This window comes from Streptomyces sp. NPDC093111, from assembly GCF_040683955.1.
Lineage (GTDB): Bacteria > Actinomycetota > Actinomycetes > Streptomycetales > Streptomycetaceae > Streptomyces.
Genome location: NZ_JBFBNW010000007.1, coordinates 176961 through 199508, shown reverse-complemented (window position 1 = coordinate 199508; position 22548 = coordinate 176961). Strand labels below are relative to the sequence as shown.

The following is a 22548-nucleotide window of genomic DNA, read 5'->3' as shown; positions in this document are numbered from 1 at the left end:
TGTACTTTCCCGAAATCCGGGCGTAGCGTGACGCTGAAACCACAGGTTCGGGCATGGAACGGACGTAAACCCACATGTACGCACCGGAACGCCAGCAGGCGATCCTCAGCCTCGCCCACGAGAGGGGCCGGGTCGACGTGCTCTCCCTCGCCGAGGAGTTCCAGGTCACCGCCGAGACCGTACGGCGTGACCTCAAGGCACTCGACCGCGCCGGGCTCGTCCGCCGCGTGCACGGCGGCGCCATCCCGGCCGGGCGGCTCGCCTTCGAGCCTGACCTGGCCGAGCGCGAGTCCACCGCGGCCGACGAGAAGGAGCGGATCGTCCGCGCCGCCCTCGCCGAACTCCCCGAGGAGGGCAGCGTCGTCCTCGACGCGGGCAGCACCCTCGCCCGCCTCGCCGCCGAGTTCCCGCTGGACCGGGACCTGACCGTCGTCACCCACGCCCTGCCCGTCGCCGCCCGGCTCGCCGACCACCCGGGCATCGACCTGCACCTCGTCGGGGGCCGCGTCCGGCACCGCACCCGCGCCGCCGTCGACGCCTGGGCGCTGCGCGCCTACGGCGAGATCCGCGCCGACGTCGCCTTCCTCGGCGCCAACGGCTTCTCGCCCGAACACGGCCTGACCACCCCCGACCTCGCCGAGGCCGCCGTCAAACGGGCCGTCATCGGCGCCGCCCGCCGGGTCGTGCTGCTCGCCGACTCCGCCAAGCACGGCCAGGAACACTTCGCCCGCTTCGGCGACCTGACCGACATCGACCTGCTCATCACCGACAGCGGCCTCGCCGCCGAGGACGCCGCCGCGATCGAGGCGGCCGGAACGGAGGTCGTCCGCGCGTGATCCTCACCGTCACCCCCAACCCCTCCCTCGACCGGACCTACGAGGTCCCGGCCCTGGAACGCGGCGAGGTGCTGCGCGCCTCCGCGGAACGCGTGGACCCCGGCGGCAAGGGCGTCAACGTCTCCCGCGCGGTCGCCGCCGCCGGACACCGCACCGTCGCCGTCGTCCCCCTCGGCGGGGCGCCCGGGGCGCTCGTCGCCCAGCTGCTCGCCGGGCAGGGCATCGAGGTCGCCCCCGTGCCGGTCGCCGGACAGACCCGGTCCAACATCGCGATAGCCGAACCCGACGGCACGCTCACCAAGGTCAACGCGCCCGGCCCGGAACTGACGCCCGAGGAGTCCGAGACCGTCCTCGCCACGGTCTCCGCGCACGCCCCGGCCGCCGACTGGATCGCCTGCTGCGGCAGCCTCCCGCGCGGCCTCGCCCCCGAGTGGTACGCCGAGCTGGTCACCCGCGTCCACGGCGCCGGAGCCCGGATCGCCCTCGACACCTCCGGCCCCTCCCTGCTCGCGGCCCTCGCCGCCCGCCCCGACGTCGTCAAGCCGAACGCCGACGAACTCGCGCAGGCCGTCGGCCGCCCGCTCGCCACCGTCGGCGACGCGGTCAAGGCGGCGCAGGAGCTGCGGGAACGCGGCGCGGGCGCGGTCCTCGCCAGCCTCGGCGCCGACGGCCAGCTCCTCGTCACGGCGGACGGCGTCCACTACGGCCGGGCCGCCGTCCCCGTGGTCCGCTCCAACGTCGGCGCGGGCGACGCGTCCCTCGCCGGCTTCCTCGCCGCGGGCGGCTCGGGCCCCGAGGCCCTGGCCGCGGCGGTCGCCCACGGGGCGGCGGCCGTCCAACTCCCCGGCAGCGAGATGCCGACCCCGGCGGACCTGGACCCCGGCCGGGTGACGGTGACCGCCGACGTACCTCTGGACTTCGTCCTCAGCGAGCAAGGGAGCCCGCGATGAGCAGCATGATCGCCGCGGACCTGGTCGACCTCGACCTGTTCGCCGCAACCAAGGAGGCGGCGGCCCGCTCGCTCGCCGAGCGGATGGTCGCGCGGGGCCGGGTGACCGACCTCGACGGCTTCCTGGCGGACGTCGCCGCCCGCGAGGCCCAGATGCCGACCGGCCTCGACGGCGGCATCGGCATCCCGCACTGCCGCAGCGCGCACGTCACCGAGCCGACCCTGGCCTTCGGCCGCTCGGCCACGGGCATCGACTTCGGCGCCCCCGACGGCCCGGCGGACCTGGTCTTCCTGATCGCCGCCCCGGCCGGCGCGGACGACGCCCACCTGACGATCCTCTCCGCCCTGGCCAGGCACCTGATGGACCCGGATTTCACCGCGGCACTGCGCTCGGCGACCTCGCCGGAGGAGGCGGCGGCACTGATCGCGGGGGAGGAGGGGGCGGGGGAGCCGGAGGGGGCGGCTAGCCCGGAGGGCGGGGGCGGTGCGGCCGGTCCGGACGGTGCGGCCGTGGCGGCCAGCCTGGCCAGTCCGGCCAGTCCGGCCAGTCCGGCCAGTCCGGCCAGTCCGGCCAGTCCGGCCAGTCCGGCTGGCCCGGCGGTCTCGGCTGGCCCGGCGGTGCTGGTGGCTCCGGCTGGCCCGGCGGCCCCGGTGGCTCCGGCTGGCCCGGCGGCCTCCGCGGCCCCGGCGGAGACCTTCCGTATCGTCGCCGTCACCTCCTGCCCCACCGGCATCGCCCACACCTACATGGCCGCCGAGGCCCTGGAGAAGGCGGGCGGGGCGGCCGGCGTCGAGCTCGTGGTCGAGACGCAGGGTTCGGCGGGCTTCACCCGCCTCGACCCGGCGACCGTGGCCGCCGCCGACGGCGTGATCTTCGCGCACGACGTCCCCGTACGGGACAAGGAACGGTTCGCCGGGAAGCCGACCGTCGACGTCGGCGTCAAGGCCGGCATCAACCGCCCCGCCGAACTCATCGCCGAGGTCCGCGACAAGGCCGCCCGCGGCGAGCTCACCGGCCCCGCCCCGGCGGGCGACGCGGCCGGGGCCACCCCCGTGGAGAACGCGGGCGAGCCCGACGAGGGATACGGCACCAAGCTCCGCAAGTGGCTCATGTCCGGCGTCAGCTACATGGTGCCGTTCGTCGCCGCCGGCGGCCTCCTCATCGCCCTCGGCTTCGCCCTGGGCGGCTGGGACATCAACAAGGCCCCCTCCGTCGCCGAGCACTTCGACTGGGGTCAGGTCGACAGCTGGGCCGCCCTGATGTTCCAGATCGGCGGACTGGCCTTCGGCTTCCTCGTCCCGGTCCTCGCCGGATACATCTCGTACGGCATGGCCGACCGCCCCGGTCTCGTCCCCGGCTTCGTCGGCGGCGCGATCGCCCTCACGATCAACGCGGGCTTCCTCGGCGGCCTCGTCGCCGGTCTGGTGGCCGGCGGCACCGTCCTCGCCATCCAGAAGGTGCGGATCCCCGCCGCGCTCAGAGGCATCATGCCGGTCGTCGTGATCCCGCTGCTCTCGTCGATCGTCGTCGGCTTCCTGATGTTCCTCGTCATCGGCAAGCCGATCGCGAGCCTCCAGAACGCGCTCACCGACTGGCTGTCCGGCCTCTCCGGCGCCAACGCGGTGATCCTCGGCGTCATCCTCGGCCTGATGATGTGCTTCGACCTCGGCGGTCCGGTCAACAAGGTCGCGTACGCGTTCGCCGTCGGCGGTCTCGCCACCCCCAACGAGGGCTCGCTCATGGTCATGGCGGCCGTGATGGCGGCCGGCATGGTGCCGCCGCTCGCGATGGCGCTGGCCACGACCGTCCGCGGCCGGCTCTTCACCAAGACCGAGCGGGAGAACGGCAAGGCCGCGTGGGTGCTCGGCGCGTCGTTCATCTCCGAGGGCGCGATCCCGTTCGCCGCGGCCGACCCGCTGCGGGTCATCCCGGCGGCGATGGCGGGCGGCGCGGTCACCGGCGCCCTGTCGATGGCCTTCGAGTGCACCCTGCGGGCCCCGCACGGCGGCCTGTTCGTGATCCCGCTGATCGGCAACCCGCTGCTGTACCTGCTCGCGATCGTGGCGGGCACGGTGGTGAGCGCCTCGCTCGTCATCCTCCTCAAGAGCGCCCGGAAGCCGGCGCGGTCGGCCGCCGCCGGCGAGGAGGCCCCGGCCGGGACGAAGGTGCCCGTCACGGCCTGACCGGTGTGACGGTGGAGAGAGGGGCCCCCGGCCGGGGGCCCCTCTCGGCGTCAGCGGTTGACGACGCCGTCGCCGTCCCCGCCGTCCGTCGGATCCCCCTGGGCCTTGTACCGGAACGCGCGCGGCCATGGGCGGCTGGGGCGAGGAGGTCGCCTACGCGCTGCTCCAGGCCGGGGTCCTCGCCGCCGAGCACCCGGAGGTGGCCGACGGCGGCTGGCCGGCCGCCCAGGACTCCCTCGTACGGGCCTGGGAGGCACGGCCGCAGCGCCTCGAAGCCTGCTGCGAACTGGCCTCCCGGCTCCGGCGGATGAGGCGGCACCATGCCGCCCACGCCCTCCTGTCCACGGTCCTCGACCGGCCGCAGCCCGCCGACGACCTGCTGTTCCTCCAGCCGTGGGTGTACCGGTGGGGGCTGCTGTTCGAGTACTCGATCACCGCCTACTGGGTCGGCGACCACGCCGCCTCGCTCGCGGCCTGCGACCGGCTCCTCGCCCTGCCCGAGCTGCCCGCGCCGTACCGCGAGCAGACCAGGACCAACCGGGAGTTCGCCGTGGCGCGACTCGGCACCGCCGCCGCTCCCGTCCCGGCCGGCTGAAGTCCCCCGGACGGGAGCCCCCTCGTACCGGAGGGGGCGTGCGGGGTCACCGCACCCGGGAGCGGGACTCCATCGCCCCGCGGGCCGCGCGCTCGTCCTCGTACACCTCGCACATGTGGCGCCCGTCGGGCGTCGCCGTGTGCTCGACCTCCCAGAGGCTGACCTCGCTGCCGTCGAGGAGCAGGAACTGGTGCTCGTAGAGGGTGAAGCCGGCGTCCCGGCCGCCCTCCACGGCGCACTGGCGCCCGAAGGCCTGCGTGATGTGGTGCGCGAACGCCAGCCGCAGCCGCCGCACGGTCGGCTCGCCGGGCCGGTCGGCGTTCTCCGCGCGCCGGAGCACCCGGCGGGCGTGGTCCGCGGAGTTGTCCGGCACGTACATCCTGGGCTGGGCGGGTATGGGGCGGGCGAGGAGCGCGCTCAGCACCTCCAGGTCGTCGTCCTCGTCGGCCGCCGTGCCGTCCGCGCGCTCGACGCTCCAGCCGAGCGAGGGGCCGGCAGGCAGGCGCGAGGCGGCGAGCCGGGCCTCGGACTCCTCCACGTACAGCTCGTGCTGCTCGGTGCCGTCGCGGCCGGAGTTGTGCACCAGCTCCCAGAGGGTGAGGGCGGTGCCGTCGGCCAGGAGGTAGGTGTGACGGTTGGTGGTGCGGTGCAGTGAGGCGCTGTGGTGCGAGGAGTGCAGCGTGCTGGAGTGGGCGAGCGCGGACGCCAGGCGCTCGACCGTGGAGTCGGGCAGGTCGAAGGAGTTGAGCGCCCGGCCGAGGAGCCGCTCAACCTGGGTGTCGGTCGTCTCGTACGGATCGTGCGAAAGATCCTGCGGATCGTGCGGATCGTTCAAGGGGGTCTCCAGGCCGTCGCCGCATGTCACTTGGTGCTTGCTAAACGTAGTCCCTGGGTCTGACATCGTGTCCGGCGTTCGGGAAAACGAACGGGGGCGCATATGGAGTTCCCGCGCCCCCGCACGAGTTCGTCAACTCCCTTTGGTATACCGGGAGTCGCTTCAAGGGGCTAGTCGTCGGACACGGTGCCGTACAGCTCGCGGTACGCGGGGTGGTCGCCGCCCGGTCCCGTCACACCCGTCTCCGGGGCGAGAACTGCCTGGACAATGGCCCGGGTGACCACGTCGGCGCCCGCCGCGAGGATCTCGTTGAGGGCGAGCGGACCGGCCTCGGCGGACAGTTCGCGCGCACCGGTCGCGAGGGCGAAGACCGTGTCGCCGTCGTTGAGAAGATGCACCGGACGGACGGCGCGCGCGATGCCGTCGTGCGCCGTCCCCGCCAGCTTCTGCGCCTGCGCCCGGGTCAGCGCCGCGTCCGTGGCGACCACCGCGAGCGTCGTGTTCATCGGCGGCGCCGCCCGCTTCGCCCGGGCCTCGGCCAGCCGGCGTCGCGCCGCCTCGTGCACGGCCGGGTCGGGACGGTCGGGCCACCCGCCGGCGAAGTACCGCCCGTACGGCACGCCGGTCTCCGGGTCGACCGCCGAGCCGACCGCGTTCACGACCACGAGCACCCCGACGGTGATCCCCGACGGCAGCACGGTGCTCGCCGTCCCCACCCCGCCCTTGAGCCCGCCGACCACAGCCCCCGTGCCCGCGCCCACCGTGCCGGTCGCCACCGGCGCGTACGGCCCGGTCGAGGCCGCGTCCTCGACTGCCGCCCGGCCGGTCGAGGCGTCGGGGCGGGCCGCGAAGTCGCCGCCCCTGCCGAGGTCGAAGAGGCAGGCGGCGGGGACGACCGGCACCACGTGCGCGGGGTCGGGCCCGACCCGCACCCCGCGCCGCCGCTCCTCCAGCCAGGCCATCACCCCGCCCGCGGCGTCGAGGCCGTAGGCGCTGCCGCCGGTCAGGACGACGGCGTCGATCCGCTGGACCAGGTTGCGGGGGTCCAGCGCGTCCGTCTCCCGCGTGCCGGGCCCGCCGCCGCGCACGTCCACGGCGGCCACGGCCCCGCCCTCCGGGGCGAGGACGACGGTGGTCCCGGAGAGCGCCCCGGCGCCCGGGACCCGCGCGTGGCCGACCCGCAGGCCGCCCACGTCGGTGAGTGCGTCGTGCCGATGCAGTGTCATGTCCCCTGCGTACCACGCGGGTCAGCGCTTGGGCCCGAGGCACGTGCCGCCGGGAGCGGGCGCGCCCGCGACGGTGAGTGGGCCGAGCGGCCGGAAGATCGTGCGACGCGTCGCGGCTCAGGCGGCCTCGCGGGTGGCCGGGTTGGTCGCGGTCAGGGTCACCCCGACCGCGACGGTGGCCGCGGCGACCAGGCCGGCCGCGAACACCGCCCATTGCCCGGCGAACGTGCACATGAGGACGGCGAGCGCGGAGCACGGGAGGACCGCCTGCTGGGCGAGGCCGACCTTGAAGTAGCGGGCGTGCAGGAGCCACACGCAGAGGAGGAACACGGCGGTCGGGATGGTGACGGCGGAGGAGGCGGCGAGGGTGGAGATGTGCGCCTTGCCGACGGCCTGCTCGACGGCGATCTCCAGGCCGGCGCCGATCGCGGCGGCCGAGGTGAAGATCAGGAAGTGCCCGTAACCCCACAGGAAGCCCTGCCGGGTGGAGGCGAGCCGGTCGTGGGCGGGGACGACGAAGTAGACCCACCAGGCGGCGAAGACGATGAGGAGCCCGCCGGCGGCGATCGGCAGCAGCTCGCGCAGGGCGTCGTTCTCGGTGATGCCCGACTTCACGGCGACCGTCGCGGCGGCGATCGACTCGCCGAGCACGATGATCGTGAACAGGCCGTAGCGTTCGGCGATGTGGTGCGGGTGCCACTGCGTGGTGATGTCCTTCTCCGCGAACACCGGGACGGCCATCTCGGCCAGCGCCATCACGAGGAACACCCAGGGCCGTACGTCCTCGGGCACCAGGAGCAGCGCGGCCCAACCGACCTGGCAGGCGATGACTCCGCCCGCGTACCGCCGGCACATCGTCCGTTCGGCCGGATCGGTGGCGTGGTGCGCGGCGCGCAGCCACTGGGAGGAGAGCGCGAGCCGCATCACGACGTAGCCGATGTAGACGACGAGGAAGTCGTGGTCCTCGAAGGCGCGGGAGACCCCGGCGGCGAGGATGAGGACGCCGGCGATCTGGACGAGGGTGACGACCCGGTAGAGGGCGTCGTCGTTGTCGTAGGCGGAGGCGAACCAGGTGAAGTTCATCCACGCCCACCAGATGGCCCAGAAGACCATCGTGTAGTTGATGACCCCGCTTCCGGCATGCCCTTCGGCGACGGCATGCACGAGTTCGGCACCCGCTTGGGCGACGGCGACGACGAAACACAGGTCGAAGAAGAGTTCCAGCGGCGTGGAGGCGCGGTGTGACTCCTCGATGGACCGGGCGGTGAGCGGCAGGAAGGGTTGTCTCATGCCCCAAAGCACAGCAGATGGGGGGTGAGGGATCGCGGTTCAGGGGGGTGGGGGAGGGGCGTGTCCGGGCCCCCGCTCCGGCCTCCGGGCACGGCACGTCTGTGGCTAGGGCTGGGCTCCCGCTCCGGCCTCCGGGCCCGTTCGCGGCCGGCGCCGCGGCTAGCGCTGAGCCCCGGCCACGGCCACCGGTCGGCCCGCGGGCGTCCGCATGCGCCTGTCCGGCTGAGCCCCCGGCGCCGTCCCCGCCGCCGCGCCCGCGTCCCCGGTCGCGTACCTCTCGTACCGCTTCGCCACCGCTCCCGCGACCCGCGGGTGGTCCGCCAGCGGTGCCGAGACCGCCCACACGTCGGGGAGGGCCGCGAGGGCCTGGGTGAAGCGGCCGGGGGCCAGCAGGTGCGCGGCGACCGCGATGCGGCGGAAGCCGCGGGCGTGGAGCGCGTCGACGGCCTCCGCGACCGGTGGGGCGGTGGGGCCCGTCGCCGAGCAGTACGCGGCGGCCACCGGGACGGGGAGCAGGTGCTCCAGGTGGTCCACGGCGTGGAGGGTGCCGTCGTTGCCGCCCGGCCGGGACGAACCGGCTCCGGCGACGAGGACCGCGTCGGCCGGCCCGCCCGCTGCCCGCTCGGCCGCGCGCAGGCGGTCGTACAGCGCGAGCCCGACCCCCGGCTCGCCGCTCAGGCCCCGGGTGACGGCGCAGTCGAAGTGCTGGGCGACGGAGGGGATGTCGACGGTGCGGTGGTAGCCGTCGCCGAGCAGCAGCGGGACGACGACGGCGCCCGGCCGGTCGGCCAGCACGTACGGGAGCGACGGCTTCTGGTGGTCGAGGTGCGCGACGGCGACGGGCGCTCCGGTGAGCCGCTCGACGGCGTCGGCGAGCCGGGCGACGGTCTCCCCGGCTTCGGGCACGGCGCTGCCGTGCACCGCGAGTACGAGATCCCGCATGACTGCCTCCGTGATCACGCCGATCCAGGGGCCGCGTCCCGGCGCGTTGCGACACGCTCCGGCACGACATTCCTGGACGGCTCCGTCCTGGCCCCCTGGTCTCCTGGTGCGGTCCTGGCCCCTGGTTCGTGGCCCGGTCCTGGCCCCTGGTGCGGTCCTGGCCCCTGGATTCCTGGCCCGGTCCTGCTCCCCGGCCCGCCCCGGCCGCCCAAGGAGCCCGCCGCGCCAAGTCCCCGTCCATGGCCGCGCCGCCCCAAACCCCGTCCGGGGCCGCGCCGCCGGTGTCGTTCGGCGTCGCGGCCCCCTCACCGCTCACGCTATGCCCGCGTTCCCGCCACCCGGCCCCGCCGCAGGTCCCGTCCCGCAGGGCCGCAAGTCCCGGTGCCTCGGGTCTTTTTCGGGGCGGGTCGGGCGGTCGGACCGCCCTACCGTCGAGGTGACGGAGCTCGGGAACCCCCGCTGCCCCACCCGCACCTCCCACCCCACACGGAGACCGCCATGGCTGCCGCCCCCGCCGGCCCCGCCCAGCAGACCCGGAACCTCGTGCTGATCGGCCACGGCATGGTCGGGCACCGGCTCCTGGAGGCGCTGGCGGAGCGGGACGCGCTCGCCGGTCCCGACGGCGGGCCCGGCTGGCGGGCGGTCGTGCTGGGGGAGGAGGACGTCCCCGCGTACGACCGCGTGCACCTGTCCTCGGTGTTCACCGGCACGGAGCCCGGGGACCTCGGGCTGCCCGCCCTCGACGACGGCCTCGTCGACCTGCGTCTGGGCGACCCGGCCGAGCACGTCGACACCGCCGCCCGCACGGTCACCACGACCTCCGGCGCCGTCGTGCCGTACGACGTGCTGGTCATGGCCACCGGCTCGTACCCGTTCGTGCCGCCCATCCCCGGCGCCGACGCGGCCGGCTGCTTCACGTACCGCACGCTCTACGACGTCGACGCCCTCACGGCGTACGCCGGCGCGGGCGACGGCATCCGCACCGGCGTCGTCGTCGGCGGCGGGCTGCTCGGCCTGGAGGCGGCGGGCGCGCTGCGCACGCTGGGGGCGACGACGCACGTCGTCGAGTTCGCGTCCCGGCTGATGCCGCTCCAGGTCGACGACGGCGGCGCGGCGGCGCTGCGCGGCACCATCGAGTCGATGGGCGTGGCCGTGCACACGGGTGTCGGCGCCGTCGAGGTCGACGTCGACGCGGACGGCCGGGTGCGCTCCCTGAAGCTGTCCGACGGTACGCGGATCCCCGCCGACCTGGTGGTCTTCTCGGCGGGCGTACGGCCCAGGGACCGCCTCGCGCGCGAGGCGGGGCTCGCGGTCGGCGACCGCGGGGGAGTGGTGGTCGACGAACACTGCCGGACCAGCGACCCGTACGTGTACGCGGTGGGCGAGTGCGCCCAGACCTGCGACGGACGGGTCTACGGTCTGGTCGCGCCCGGCTACCAGATGGCGGAGGTGGTCGCGGACCGGCTGGCGGGGCCGGGCGGTTCGGTGTTCACGGGCGCCGACACGTCGACCAAGCTGAAGCTGCTCGGCGCGGACGTGGCGTCCTTCGGCGACCCGTTCTCGGACGTGCCGCGGGCCACCGAGATCGTGTTCTCGGACGGGCGCGAGGGCGTCTACAAGAAGCTGCTGCTCGGCCCGGACGGGCAGCTCCTCGGCGGCATCCTGGTGGGTGACGCGGAGGCGTACGGCTCGCTGCGGCCGCACGCGGGACGGCAGCTTCCGGCGCCGCCCACGGCGTTCCTGCTCCCGTCCGGGGACGGCGCGGGGCAACTGCCGGGCGCCGACGCGCTCGCGGACGACGCCGTCGTCTGCTCGTGCCACAACGTCACCAAGGGCGCGGTACGGGAGGCGATCGCCGAGCACGGCCTCACCGACGTCGGCGGCGTCAAGCGCTGCACCAAGGCGGGTACGGGCTGCGGCGGCTGCGTGAACACCCTCCAGGCGGTCCTGGACGCGGCCGGGGTGGAGAAGCGGCGCGGACTGTGCGAGCACTTCCCGGAACTGGGCCGCGCCGAGCTCTACGAACTGATCCGCACGGAACACATCCGCTCCTTCACCGAGTTGATGGAGCGGCACGGGACGGCCGACGGGGACTCGGGCGCGGGCGCGGGCACAGGTGAGGCTTCCGACCTCGGCTCCGGCTCCGGCTCCGCCCCCCGCCCCGTCTCCGGCTGCACGGTCTGCAAGCCCGTCGTAGCCAACGTCCTCGGCACCCTCGCCCCCGAACTCGGACTGCGGCACGTCCTGGAGGGCGAGCAGGCCGCGCTCCAGGACTCGAACGACCTGTTCCTCGCCAACCTCCAGAAGGACGGCACCTATTCGGTCGTGCCGCGCGTCCCGGGCGGCGAGATCACCGCCGAGCAGCTCATCGTCATCGGCGAGGTGGCCCGCGACCACGGCCTCTACAGCAAGATCACGGGCGGCCAGCGCATCGACCTGTTCGGCGCGCGCAAGGAGGAGCTCCCCGGGATCTGGCGCCGGCTGATCGCCGCGGGCTTCGAGTCGGGGCAGGCGTACGGGAAGTCGCTGCGGACGGTGAAGTCCTGCGTCGGGTCGAAGTTCTGCCGCTTCGGGCAGGGCGACTCGGTGCAGCTCGCGATCGACCTGGAGCTGCGTTACCGGGGCCTGCGGGCCCCGCACAAGATCAAGGGCGGGGTGTCGGGCTGTCTGCGCGAGTGCGCGGAGGCCCGCGGCAAGGACATCGGTGTGATCGCCACCGCCGGCGGCTGGAACCTGTACGTCTGCGGCAACGGCGGCACCAGCCCGCGCCACGCCGACCTGCTGGCCTCCGACCTGTCGGCGGCGGAGCTCTTCGCGCTGATCGACCGCTTCCTCATGTACTACATCCGGACGGGCGAGCGCCTGGAGCGCACCTCGGCCTGGCTGGAGCGCCTCGGCGGGACCGGCGGGGGCATCGAGCACCTGCGCGAGGTCGTCGTGGAGGACTCGCTGGGCATCTGCGCCGAGCTGGAGGCGCAGATGGAGCGGCACGTGGCCGCGTACCGCGACGAGTGGCAGGCGGTCCTGGAGGACCCGGCGGCCCTGGAGCGCTTCGGGCCGCACGTGGCCGGGGTGGAGTTCCTGGAGCCCGGCCGGGGCCGGGCCACGGTGCTCGCCGACGGGACGGAGGCGGCGCTGTTCAAGGACGGCGCGGGCGAGGTGTACGCGGTGGGCAACCGGGACCCGTTCTCGGGCGCCGACGTCATGGCGGACGGGATCATGGGCACCCGGGGCGGCGTACCGGTGGTGGCCTCGCCGATGCACAAGCAGGAGTTCGACCTGCGGACCGGCGTCTGCCTGGACGACCCGGAGGTCGCGCTTCCGCTGCTGCCGGTCCCGGAGGGTGCGTAGGGCCCGGGAACGACGGGACCTAGGCCGCTCGCTCAGCCGACCATCGACCCTCCCGTACCCCTGATGCGGCGCCGCAGCCTGGAAGGGCAAGAACGTCTCGAAAAAGTCAGGGGAGCGCCATGAGTTCCGTGGTCCACGACAGCAGAACGAAGGGCGGGCCGTCACCCGCCTCGTACGACCCGGAGCAGTACCGTCCCGGCAGGCCGATCACGGACTGGGAGCCGGAGAACGAGCTGTTCTGGAAGTCCGTCGGCAAGAAGGTCGCCAACCGCAACCTGTGGATCGCGGTCCCCGCCCTGCTCGTGGCCTTCGTCGTCTGGCAGGTGTGGTCGGTCACCGCGACCAACCTGAAGGACGTCGGCTTCTCCTTCTCCACGTCCCAGCTGTTCTGGCTGACGGCCATCCCCGGTCTGACCGGCGGCACGGCCCGGATCTTCTACACCTTCCTCGGCCCGATGATCGGCCAGCGGCGCTTCACCGCCCTGTCGACGGTGGTGCTGATCGTGCCGCTGATCTGGCTGGGCATCGCGATCCAGGACCCGTCGACCTCGTACGGCGTGATGGTCGCCATCGCCGCGCTCTGCGGCATCGGCGGCGCCAACTTCGCCTCCTCCCTGGCCAACATCGGCTTCTTCTTCCCCAAGGCGAAGAAGGGCAGCGCGACCGGCATCAACGGCGGCCTGGGCAACCTGGGCGTCTCGGTGGTCCAGCTGCTGACGCCGATCGTCATCACCTGGTCGACGATCGCCATCGGCTCCGCCCAGCACAAGGCGGACGGCACCCCGGTCTACCTGCAGAACGCGGCCTTCATCTGGGTGCCCGTGCTGCTCGTGCTCGCGGCCGTGGCCTGGTTCGGGCAGAACGACCTGAAGGTGGCCTCCACCCCCTTCAGCCGCCAGAAGATCATCTTCAAGCGCAAGCACAACTGGCTGATGACCTGGCTGTACGTCGGCACCTTCGGCTCCTTCATCGGCTTCGCCGCGGCGCTCCCGATGCTGATCAAGACCACCTTCCCGGACTACTCGGTCGCCACCTACGCCTGGATGGGCCCGGCGGTCGGCGCCCTCGCCCGGTGGGCGGGCGGCTGGATCGCGGACAAGTGGGGCGGCGCGCGCGTCACGATCCTGTCCTTCGTGGGCATGGCGATCTCCATCATCGGCGTGATCAACTTCCTGCCCTCGGGCGGTGACGGCGGCTCCTTCTACGGCTTCTTCTTCTGCTTCCTCGCGGCGTTCCTCTTCTCCGGCATCGGCAACGGATCGACCTTCCGCCAGATCCCGGTCATCTTCCGCGGCACCCACCTGAAGGGCCTGACGGAGGGCACCCCGGAGTACGCCCGGGCCCTCAAGCAGGCGGAAATGGAGTCCGGCGCGGTCACCGGCTTCACCTCGGCCATCGCGGCCTACGGCTTCTTCTTCATCCCGGCCCTCTTCGGCTCGGTGGCCGTGACCAGCGCGATGTGGGGATTCGTCGCCTTCTACGCGAGCTGCACCGTCGTGGCCTGGTGGTTCTACGCCCGCAAGGGCGCCGAGGCCCCCAGCTGACCGGTCCTGCCTCCCCCTCATCGAAAGGCCCCGCCCCGGCGGGGTCTTTCGCCGTTCCCCGAAGGGGACCTACGGCCATCGAGTGGTGACCATTGCCGCCCCCTTTGATCGATCAAACGGAGTGCAATGGAAGCAAGCAACGATGCGAAGTCGAACGATCGAGAAGGCGGTGCGGGCAGTGACTGCGACCCCTGCTGAAGCGACGGTGAACGAGGGAGCCTGGAAGGGCTTCAAGGGCGGCCTCTGGCGCGACGCCATCGACGTCCGTGACTTCATCCAGCAGAACTACACGCCGTACGAGGGCGACGACTCCTTCCTCGCCGGCCCCACCGAGCGGACCACCGCCGTGTGGAAGGCCATCACGGACAAGTTCCCGGAGGAGCGGGCCAAGGGCGTCTACGACGTCTCGTACGACATCCCCTCCACGATCACCGCCCACGCCCCCGGCTACATCGACCGCGACAAGGACCTGATCGTCGGCCTCCAGACGGACGCCCCGCTCAAGCGCGCGATCATGCCGTACGGCGGCTGGCGGATGGTCGCCGGCGCCCTGGAGACCTACGGCTACCCGGTCTCCCAGGAGCTGGAGAAGGTCTTCACCGAGTACCGCAAGACCCACAACGCCGGGGTCTTCGACGCCTACACCCCCGAGATCCGCGCCGCCCGCAAGGCCGGCATCGTCACCGGACTCCCCGACGCCTACGGCCGCGGCCGCATCATCGGCGACTACCGCCGCGTGGCCCTCTACGGCGTCGACCGCCTCATCGCGGTGAAGAAGGAGGAGAAGGAGGAGCTCAACTCCCTCCCCGCCGGTCACCGCTCGCTCGAAGAGACGATCCGGCTGCGCGAGGAGCTCTCCGAGCAGATGCGCGCCCTCGGCGAGCTGAAGGCGATGGCCGCCTCCTACGGCTACGACATCTCCGGCCCCGCCACCACCGGCCGCGAGGCCATCCAGTGGCTGTACTTCGCCTACCTCGCCGCCGTGAAGGAGCAGAACGGCGCCGCGATGTCGCTGGGCCGCACCTCCACCTTCGTCGACGTCTACCTCCAGCGTGACCTCGACGCCGGCCGCCTCACCGAGGAGCAGGCCCAGGAACTGGTCGACGACTTCATCATCAAGCTGCGCATCGTCCGCTTCCTGCGCACCCCCGAGTACGACGAGCTGTTCTCCGGCGACCCGACCTGGGTCACCGAGTCCATCGCCGGCATGGGCGAGGACGGGCGGCCGCTGGTCAGCAGGACCTCCTTCCGCTACCTCCAGACCCTCTACAACCTCGGCCCGGCCCCCGAGCCGAACATGACCGTCTTCTGGTCGCCGCAGCTCCCCCAGGGCTTCAAGGAGTTCTGCGCCAAGGTCTCCATCGACACCTCCTCCGTGCAGTACGAGTCGGACGAGCTGATGCGGCCGCGCTTCGGCGACGACACCGCCATCGCCTGCTGCGTCTCGGCGATGCCCGTCGGCAAGCAGATGCAGTTCTTCGGCGCCCGCGTGAACCTCGCCAAGACCCTCCTCTACGCGGTCAACGGCGGCCGCGACGAGAAGTCCGGCGCGCAGGTCGGCCCCGAGACCGGAGCCATCACCGCGGACGTGCTCGACTACGACGAGCTCATGCGCAAGTTCGACGAGCAGATGGAGTGGCTGGCCGACGTCTACGTCCACGCCCTGAACGTCATCCACTACATGCACGACCGGTACGCCTACGAGCGCATCGAGATGGCCCTCCACGACCGCGACGTGCGCCGCACCATGGCCTGCGGCATCGCCGGCCTCTCGGTCGCCGCCGACTCGCTGGCCGCCGTCAAGTACGCCAAGGTCACCCCGGTGCGCGACGAGACCGGCCTGGCCACCGACTACACGATCGAGGGCGACTTCCCGGCGTACGGCAACAACGACGAGCGCGTCGACGAGATCGCCGTGTGGCTGGTCGAGGAGTTCATGCGGAAGGTGCGCAAGCACCCGACCTACCGCAACGCCGAACACACCCAGTCCGTCCTGACGATCACCTCCAACGTCGTCTACGGCAAGAAGACCGGCAACACCCCCGACGGGCGCCGCGCCGGCGAGCCGTTCTCCCCGGGCGCCAACCCGATGAACGGCCGCGACACCCACGGCTACGTGGCCTCGGCGATGTCGGTCGCCAAGCTGCCGTACGAGGACGCCGAGGACGGCATCTCGCTGACCAACACCGTCACCCCCGACGGCCTGGGCCGCACCCCCGAAGAGCGGATCAAGAACCTCGCCGGTGTCCTCGACGGCTACATGGCCAGCGACGGCTTCCACATGAACGTCAACGTCCTCAACCGGGACGTCCTGATGGACGCGATGGAGCACCCGGAGAACTACCCGCAGCTGACCATCCGGGTCTCCGGATACGCGGTGAATTTCGTCCGCCTCACCCGCGAGCAGCAGCTCGACGTCCTGAACCGCACCTTCCACGGGTCCCTGTGACCCCCGGGCCGGCCCTCACCGGTCGGCCCGCCCCAGATTCGCGCGGCCCCGGGGCCCGATTCCTCGACCCTCACCCGGGTCCCGGAGCCGCGCGTGAACACCATCCCGCACCCCCGCCCCCGCATCCCCGCCCCCGCACCTCCCCCACACCACCTCTTCCATCCGCCTGGACAGGAGGCCCTGCCATGGCCGTGCTCCTCGGCTCGGACATCCCGACCGCTCCCCTCACCCCGGCCGCCGCGGCGACCCAGCGGCCCTCCGAGGGCTCCGTGCACTCCTGGGACCTGTCCACCGGCGTCGACGGCCCCGGTACGCGCTTCGTGACCTTCCTCTCCGGCTGTCCGCTGACCTGCCTCTACTGCCACAACCCCGACACGTGGCGGATGCGGAACGGCAAGCGCACCTCGGCCGACGACGTGATCGCGGAGGCGTCCAAGTACACCCGCTTCATCTCCGCCTCCGGCGGCGGCGCCACCGTCTCGGGCGGTGAACCGCTGCTCCAGCCCGTCTTCACCGGCGAGCTGCTGCACCGGATGAAGCACGAGCTCGGGCTGCACACCGCCCTCGACACCTCGGGCTTCCTGGGCGTGCGCGCGACCGACGCCCTGCTGCGCGACACCGACCTGGTCCTTCTCGACATCAAGTCCTGGGACCCGGACACGTACAAGGAGGTGACCGGCCGGCCGCTGCGGCCCACTCTGGACTTCGCCCGGCGTCTCGCCGACCTCGGCCAGGAGGTCCACGTCCGCTTCGTGCTCGTCCCGGGGCTGACCGACGACCCCGCCAACGTCGAGGGAGTCGCCGCCTTCGCCGCCGGTCTCGGCAACGTCTCCCGCGTGGACATCCTTCCCTTCCACAAGCTGGGCGAAGCGAAGTGGCAGGCACTCGCCAAGCCCTTCTCCCTCCACGACACCCCCTCGCCCACTCCGGAGCAGGTCACGGCGGCCCGCGAGGTGTTCCGGTCCCACGGCCTGTACGCCGTCTGAGGGACAGCCCCGGGAGCCGGCACCACACCGGACGCCCGGTCGGCACCACGCTCACCCACCTGCGTGGCAAAACAGGACAAATCTGAATCATCTTGCCTACGGTGACCGCGTGACCGAGCCACCGCAGGCCCCCGCCGAACCGCCGCAGGCCCCCGCCGGGACGCCGACCGCCTCCGCCGACCCGCCGCCGCAGACCCCCGCCCAGGTGCGCCGCCGCGCGACCCTCGCGGGGGTCGTCGTCTCCGCCCTGCTGATCGTCGCGATCGTCCTCGGCAGCCGGCTGCTGCGCGACTTCGACTCGGCCCTCCTGCCGTACGCGGTGGCGACCGTCTTCCTCGCCTTCGGCGTGGCCTACCGCTACACCGTGTGGATCTCGGCGCCCGGCGCCCGGCGCCTGTTCAAGCAGGGCTGGCGCGCCTTCTTCTCCGTCGAGAACTTCCGCCGGGCCCCCACCGCCCTGCCGAAGATGATCGCCACCTACCTGGGGTTCCAGAAGTTCCTCGGCGCCCGCTCGCACGCCCGCTGGGCCGCCCACCAGTTGATCTTCTGGGGCTGTGTGCTGGCCGCCCTGATCACCTTCCCGCTGACCTGGGGCTGGTTCACCTTCACCTCGTCCACCGGCTCGGGCCCCGGCTACGAGATGCGGATCTGGGGCTTCAAGGTCCTCGGGTTCGACTCGCTGAACGTCATCGGCTGGCTGATGTTCCACGGCCTGGACATCGCCGCCGTCCTCGTCATCCCCGGCGCCTGCTACTTCCTGTGGCGCCGGATGAAGGACCGCGGGGCCAGCACCGGCCAGCGCTTCGGCTACGACCTGGTCCCGCTGATCGCCCTCATCGTGATCGCGGTGACCGGCCTGCTGCTCACCTTCTCCTCGATCTTCCTGCACGGCGGCGGCTACGAGTTCCTGGCGATCCTGCACATGGTGTCGGTGGTCTTCACCCTGATCTACATCCCGTTCGGGAAGTTCTTCCACATCGTGCAGCGGCCGGCCGCCGTCGGCATGCAGCTGTTCAAGTACACCTCGCGGAGCAAGGCCGGCACCGCCGCTGCCGCCGCTACCGGGACCGCCGCCGCTGCCGGTACGGCCGGTATTGCCGGTATGGCCGGGGCCGCCGACGGTGGGGCCGTGGCGGGTGCCGAAGCGGGGCTCCTCGCCTGCCGCCGCTGCGGCGAGCCCATCGACGCCGCCCCCTACGTCGAGAACCTCCAGGGCACCATGCGCGACCTCAGGCTCGACTTCGACGAATGGGCCGAGTACTGCCCCCGCTGCAAGCGCGTCCTGCGCGGCAACGCCTACCTCACCCACGTCAAGAAGGGCTTCAAGTGACCCACCCGCAGGCCGGGCAGCCGCTCCCGCTCGACCCCTCGGTCGCCCCGCCCGGCACCCGGAACTTCCGCGACGCCGGAGGCATCCCCGCCGACCGCTGGCACGCCGACCAGAACGGCGAGACCCTCGTCCCCACCCACTGCTGCTTCTGCGGCGTGCAGTGCGGCATGTACCTGCGGGTCGACCACGCGGGGAAGGTCTTCGGCGTCGAACCCCGCAACCACGACATCAACCGGATGCGGCTCTGCCCCAAGGGCATCAACGCCTACCAGCAGGTCAACCACCCGGACCGGCTCACCTCCCCGCTCATGCGCCACAACCGCGACGAGCCCTTCCGCGAGGTCAGCTGGGAGGAGGCGCTCGACTTCACCGTCTCCGAGATCCGCCGCATCCAGGGCGAGTACGGCAACGACGCCTTCGGCCTGCTCGGCGGCGCCAGCCTCTTCTCCGAGAAGACCTACCTGGTCGGCAAGTTCGCCCGCGTCGCCCTGAAGAGCAAGCACGTCGACTACAACGGCCGGCTCTGCATGGTCTCCGCCGCCGGGGCCAACAAACTCGCCTTCGGCATCGACCGGGCCGGCAACCCCTTCTCCGACATCCTCCTCACCGACTGCCTGCTGATCGCCGGCTCCAACGTCGGCGAGTGCTTCCCCGTGATGACCCAGTACCTGTGGGGAGCCCGGGACCGGGGCGCCACCCTGATCGTGGTCGACCCCCGCGAGACACCCATCGCCCGCACCGCCGACCTGCACGTCGCCCTCAAGCCCGGCACCGACTCCGCCTTCTTCAACTCCGTCCTCCACGTCGTCGTCACCGAAGGACTCACCGACGAGGACTACCTCGCCGCCCACGCCACCGGCTGGGAGGACGTGAAGCGGACCGTCGCCGAATACCCGCCGGCCCGCGCCGCCGAGATCTGCGGCGTCCCCGAGGAGCAGATCGTCCAGGTCGCCCGCATGTTCGCCGGGGCCGACAAGGCGATGGCCTGGCACGCCCGCGGCGTCGAGCACCACTCCCAGGGCGTCGAGAACTGCCTGTCGATCATCAACCTCTGTGTCGCCGCCGGACACATCGGCCGCCCCGGCGCCGGCTACGGCACCATCACCGGCCAGGGCAACGGCCAGGGCGGCCGCGAGCACGGCCAGAAATCCGACCTGCTGCCCGGCGGCCGCTCCATCTCCAACCCCGAACACCGCCGCCAGATCTGCGAGATCTGGGGCATCGACGAGGCCGACCTGCCGGCCGCCGGCACCTCCATGATGGAGATGGTCTGGCAGATGCAGCGCCGCGAGATCCGCGGCCTCATCGGCATCTGCAACAACCCCTTCGTCTCCCTCCCGAACTACGCCACGGTGAAGGACGGGTACGACACCGCCGAGTTCCACGCCCAGTTCGACTTCTTCCTCTCCGAGACCGCGGCCAACGCCCACGTCGTCTTCCCCGTCACCGTCTGGGCCGAGGACGAGGGCGTCATGGCCAACGCCGAGGCCCGCGTCGTCAAGCACAACAAGGCCCAGGAACCGCCCGCCGGCGTCCGCACCGACACCTGGGTCATGTGCGAACTCGCCCGACGCCTCGGCGTCGCCGACAAGTTCGACTTCCCCGACTCCCGCTCCGTCTTCGAGGAACTCCGCGTCGCCTCCGCCGGAACGGTCAACGACTACTACGGCATCACCTACGAGCGGCTGGAGGAGACCGGCGGCATCGTCTGGCCCTGCCCCGACACGGAGCACCCCGGCACCCCCCGCCTCTTCGAGGACGGCCGGACCTACCACCCCGACGGCAAGATCCACATGCAGGTCGTCGAATGGCACCCGCCCATGGACCCGTACACCGAGGAATACCCCCTCTCCCTCACCACCGGACGCACCGTCGCCCACTTCCTCTCCGGCAACCAGACCCGCCGTCTGGGCGCCCTCGTCGAGCAGACCCCCCGCCCCTGGGTCGAGGTCCACCCCTCCCTCGGCTTCCGCAACGGCGACCCGGTCCGCGTCGTCACCCGCCGAGGCAGCGAGGTCCTCCCCGCCCTGGTCACCGAGGCCATCCGCCCCGACACCGTCTTCATCCCCTACCACTGGCCCGCGCCCACCGCGGCCAACGTGCTGACCATCGACGCCCTCGACCCGCGCTCCAAGATCCCCGAGTACAAGGTCTGCGCCGCCCGCGTCGAGCCGGCCGAACGGATCGACGAGGTCCCCGCGCCGCCCACCGCCCCCGGCCAGGTCGCCTACCCGGAGACCCAGGTCTCCCGCGCCGACCCCCTGCCCCCCACGGCCCCCCAGGGCCGTGGCACCTCGGAGAGGAGCTGACGCCGCACATGATGGGCCGCACGATCTTCATCGACCCGGGCCGCTGCATCGGCTGCCAGGCCTGTGTCTCCGCCTGCCGCGAATGCGACTCGCACCGCGGCAAGTCGATGATCCACCTGGACTACCCCGAAGAGGGGCGCTCCGTCGCCTCCCTTCCCACCGTCTGCATGCACTGCGAGGACCCCGTCGCCCCGTGCGCCGAGGTCTGCCCCGCCGACGCCATCCTGGTCACCGCCGACGGCGTCGTGCAGCAGGCCGACACCACCCGCTGCATCGGCTGCGCCAACTGCGTCAACGCCTGCCCCTTCGGCGTACCGAAGATCGACCTCCAGGCGAAGCTGCAGATGAAGTGCAACCTCTGCTACGACCGCACCGCCTACGGCCTCGCCCCCATGTGCGCCACCGTCTGCCCCACCGGCGCCCTCTTCTACGGCACCCTCGACGAGCTGCGGGCCGAACGCCCCGGCGTCCAGGTCGCCGACTCCTTCACCTTCGGCTCCACCACCGTCTCCACCGGCGTGGCGATGGTCGTCCCCGCCGACAAGGTCCAATGGCCCGTCCCCGGCGGTCTTCCCATCGTCGAAGTCAACGGAGTGGACGTCCGATGAGCCTCACCGAGCAGCCCTCCGACAACGGCGCCGAAGCACCCGACGCCGCCCAGGCCGCCCTCCACGACCGCATCTCCGCCGACTCCCTCACCACCCGCCGCGACTACCTGCGGATCGTCGCCACCGTCTCCGGCGGCCTCGCCGTCGGCGGCATCGGCGTCGCCTCCGGCATCCTGCACCGGCACGGCGACAGCGACGGAGCGCCCCAGCCCAAGAAGATCGCCGACTCGCTCCCGCCCGGCGAGTCCCTCGCCTTCCGCTACCCCGAGGAAGAGGACCGCGCCGTCGCCGTCCGCCTGGAGGACGGCACCCTCGCCGGCTACTCCGCCGTCTGCACCCACCTCGCCTGCGCCGTGCTCTGGCGCAAGGACCGGGGGGACGAGGGCGAGCTGTACTGCCCCTGCCACGAGGGAGTCTTCGACGCCCGCACCGGCGAGGTGACCGCCGGCCCGCCACCCCGGGCGCTCCCCAAGGTGCTCCTCGTCGAGGAGGCCGACGGAAGCGTCTGGGCCGTCGGCACCACACGCTCCGGCGAGAGCGTCCAGCAGGGCCTCTGCCGCCAGCTCGGCGAGACCCGCCCCGAACTCGCCGGCCGCCTCGGCTGCCCGGGCGCCACCGAAGGCAGCCCGCTCGGCAGCACCCTGGAGAGGAGCCGCCGGACATGACCGACACCCCCTTCCCCAAGGACCCGGCCGCCCCCGCCCATCCACCGGAGACCCCGCAGGAGCTCCCGCCCCGGCCCGCCTACACCCCCGGCAGCGCCCAGCCGCGCCTCAACCGCCCGGTGCACGAGCGCTACCCCCAGATCCGCCCCACCAGCGGCTACGGCGACCCCCGGATCCGGCACACCGGCCCCGGCCCGGGCGCCGGGACCGAGCAGGAGCCCGAACGCTCCTCCAGGCTCACCGCTCGTCTGGTACTGGCCCTCACCGTCGTCGTGGGCCAGCTGTGGGGACTGACGGTCGTGGTCGACGAGTGGATGTCCGGCGACACCGGGACCGCCTGGTGGGGGGCGGGCTTCCTGGTCCTGTCCTTCCTTGTCGTCCTCGTCCTGTGGATGCTCGACCCGAAGGACCGCTGACGGGGCCACCGTCCGGCCCGGTCCGGGGCGGTG

General features: G+C 72.7%; 17 protein-coding genes. 13 read left to right on the top strand and 4 right to left on the bottom strand.

Features of this window, described 5'->3' with window-relative positions; translation table 11 throughout:
• Positions 1 to 74 precede the first annotated feature (74 nt).
• The 4 genes from AB0Q96_RS14180 to AB0Q96_RS14165 all read left to right on the top strand — a co-directional run bounded on the left by AB0Q96_RS14180 (position 75) and on the right by AB0Q96_RS14165 (position 4564).
• Positions 75 to 836 carry a DeoR/GlpR family DNA-binding transcription regulator gene (locus AB0Q96_RS14180; protein ID WP_365325078.1) on the top strand — a complete coding sequence of 254 codons (762 nt, stop codon included), beginning with the start codon at positions 75 to 77 and terminating at the stop codon, positions 834 to 836.
• Positions 833 to 1786 carry a 1-phosphofructokinase gene (gene pfkB, locus AB0Q96_RS14175; RefSeq protein ID WP_365325076.1) on the top strand — a complete coding sequence of 318 codons (954 nt, stop codon included), beginning with the start codon at positions 833 to 835 and terminating at the stop codon, positions 1784 to 1786. The genes AB0Q96_RS14180 and pfkB overlap by 4 nt, the downstream gene beginning before the upstream one ends.
• A complete protein-coding gene (locus AB0Q96_RS14170) occupies positions 1783 to 3969 on the top strand; it encodes a fructose-specific PTS transporter subunit EIIC (RefSeq protein WP_365325074.1) in 2187 nt (728 codons plus the stop codon). Before pfkB ends, AB0Q96_RS14170 begins: the two co-directional genes overlap by 4 nt.
• A gap of 127 nt (positions 3970 to 4096) precedes the next feature.
• The gene (locus AB0Q96_RS14165) at positions 4097 to 4564 is read left to right on the top strand and encodes a hypothetical protein (protein WP_365325072.1); all 468 of its coding nucleotides are present in this window, start codon (positions 4097 to 4099) and stop codon (positions 4562 to 4564) included.
• A gap of 46 nt (positions 4565 to 4610) precedes the next feature.
• On the opposite strand, the gene AB0Q96_RS14160 is transcribed toward AB0Q96_RS14165, so the two are convergent.
• The 4 genes from AB0Q96_RS14160 to AB0Q96_RS14145 form a co-directional block, all read right to left on the bottom strand.
• Positions 4611 to 5465, bottom strand: coding sequence for a DUF6227 family protein (locus tag AB0Q96_RS14160; RefSeq protein WP_365325069.1), 855 nt, complete (start codon positions 5463 to 5465; stop codon positions 4611 to 4613).
• Between the two features lie 104 nt (positions 5466 to 5569).
• Entirely contained in the window at positions 5570 to 6625 is a 1056-nt protein-coding gene (locus AB0Q96_RS14155; RefSeq protein WP_365325067.1) for a P1 family peptidase, read from the bottom strand.
• Between the two features lie 117 nt (positions 6626 to 6742).
• Positions 6743 to 7915 carry a low temperature requirement protein A gene (locus tag AB0Q96_RS14150; protein ID WP_365325065.1) on the bottom strand — a complete coding sequence of 391 codons (1173 nt, stop codon included), beginning with the start codon at positions 7913 to 7915 and terminating at the stop codon, positions 6743 to 6745.
• A gap of 159 nt (positions 7916 to 8074) precedes the next feature.
• The gene (locus AB0Q96_RS14145; protein ID WP_365325063.1) at positions 8075 to 8857 is read right to left on the bottom strand and encodes a CbiX/SirB N-terminal domain-containing protein; all 783 of its coding nucleotides are present in this window, start codon (positions 8855 to 8857) and stop codon (positions 8075 to 8077) included.
• Between the two features lie 498 nt (positions 8858 to 9355).
• Here AB0Q96_RS14145 and AB0Q96_RS14140 point away from each other — a divergent pair, with 498 nt between their 5' ends.
• The 9 genes from AB0Q96_RS14140 to AB0Q96_RS14100 all read left to right on the top strand — a co-directional run bounded on the left by AB0Q96_RS14140 (position 9356) and on the right by AB0Q96_RS14100 (position 22515).
• Positions 9356 to 12208: an FAD-dependent oxidoreductase gene (locus AB0Q96_RS14140; RefSeq protein WP_365325061.1), complete on the top strand. Its 2853-nt coding sequence runs from the start codon at positions 9356 to 9358 to the stop codon at positions 12206 to 12208.
• 119 nt (positions 12209 to 12327) lie between these two features.
• Positions 12328 to 13752 (top strand): MFS transporter, encoded by a 1425-nt coding sequence (locus AB0Q96_RS14135; protein ID WP_365325059.1) that lies wholly within the window; start codon positions 12328 to 12330, stop codon positions 13750 to 13752.
• A gap of 142 nt (positions 13753 to 13894) precedes the next feature.
• Positions 13895 to 16201: a formate C-acetyltransferase gene (gene pflB / locus AB0Q96_RS14130; RefSeq protein ID WP_365325057.1), complete on the top strand. Its 2307-nt coding sequence runs from the start codon at positions 13895 to 13897 to the stop codon at positions 16199 to 16201.
• A 185-nt stretch (positions 16202 to 16386) separates the two neighbouring features.
• The gene (gene pflA, locus AB0Q96_RS14125; protein ID WP_365325056.1) at positions 16387 to 17187 is read left to right on the top strand and encodes a pyruvate formate-lyase-activating protein; all 801 of its coding nucleotides are present in this window, start codon (positions 16387 to 16389) and stop codon (positions 17185 to 17187) included.
• 109 nt (positions 17188 to 17296) lie between these two features.
• Positions 17297 to 18517: an MFS transporter gene (locus AB0Q96_RS14120; RefSeq protein ID WP_365325054.1), complete on the top strand. Its 1221-nt coding sequence runs from the start codon at positions 17297 to 17299 to the stop codon at positions 18515 to 18517.
• The gene (locus AB0Q96_RS14115; protein ID WP_365325052.1) at positions 18514 to 20826 is read left to right on the top strand and encodes a molybdopterin oxidoreductase family protein; all 2313 of its coding nucleotides are present in this window, start codon (positions 18514 to 18516) and stop codon (positions 20824 to 20826) included. Before AB0Q96_RS14120 ends, AB0Q96_RS14115 begins: the two co-directional genes overlap by 4 nt.
• A gap of 8 nt (positions 20827 to 20834) precedes the next feature.
• Positions 20835 to 21434, top strand: coding sequence for a 4Fe-4S dicluster domain-containing protein (locus AB0Q96_RS14110; RefSeq protein ID WP_365325051.1), 600 nt, complete (start codon positions 20835 to 20837; stop codon positions 21432 to 21434).
• Positions 21431 to 22099, top strand: coding sequence for a Rieske (2Fe-2S) protein (locus AB0Q96_RS14105; RefSeq protein ID WP_365325049.1), 669 nt, complete (start codon positions 21431 to 21433; stop codon positions 22097 to 22099). The genes AB0Q96_RS14110 and AB0Q96_RS14105 overlap by 4 nt, the downstream gene beginning before the upstream one ends.
• Positions 22096 to 22515 carry a hypothetical protein gene (locus tag AB0Q96_RS14100; protein WP_365325047.1) on the top strand — a complete coding sequence of 140 codons (420 nt, stop codon included), beginning with the start codon at positions 22096 to 22098 and terminating at the stop codon, positions 22513 to 22515. Before AB0Q96_RS14105 ends, AB0Q96_RS14100 begins: the two co-directional genes overlap by 4 nt.
• The last annotated feature ends 33 nt before the right edge of the window (positions 22516 to 22548 follow it).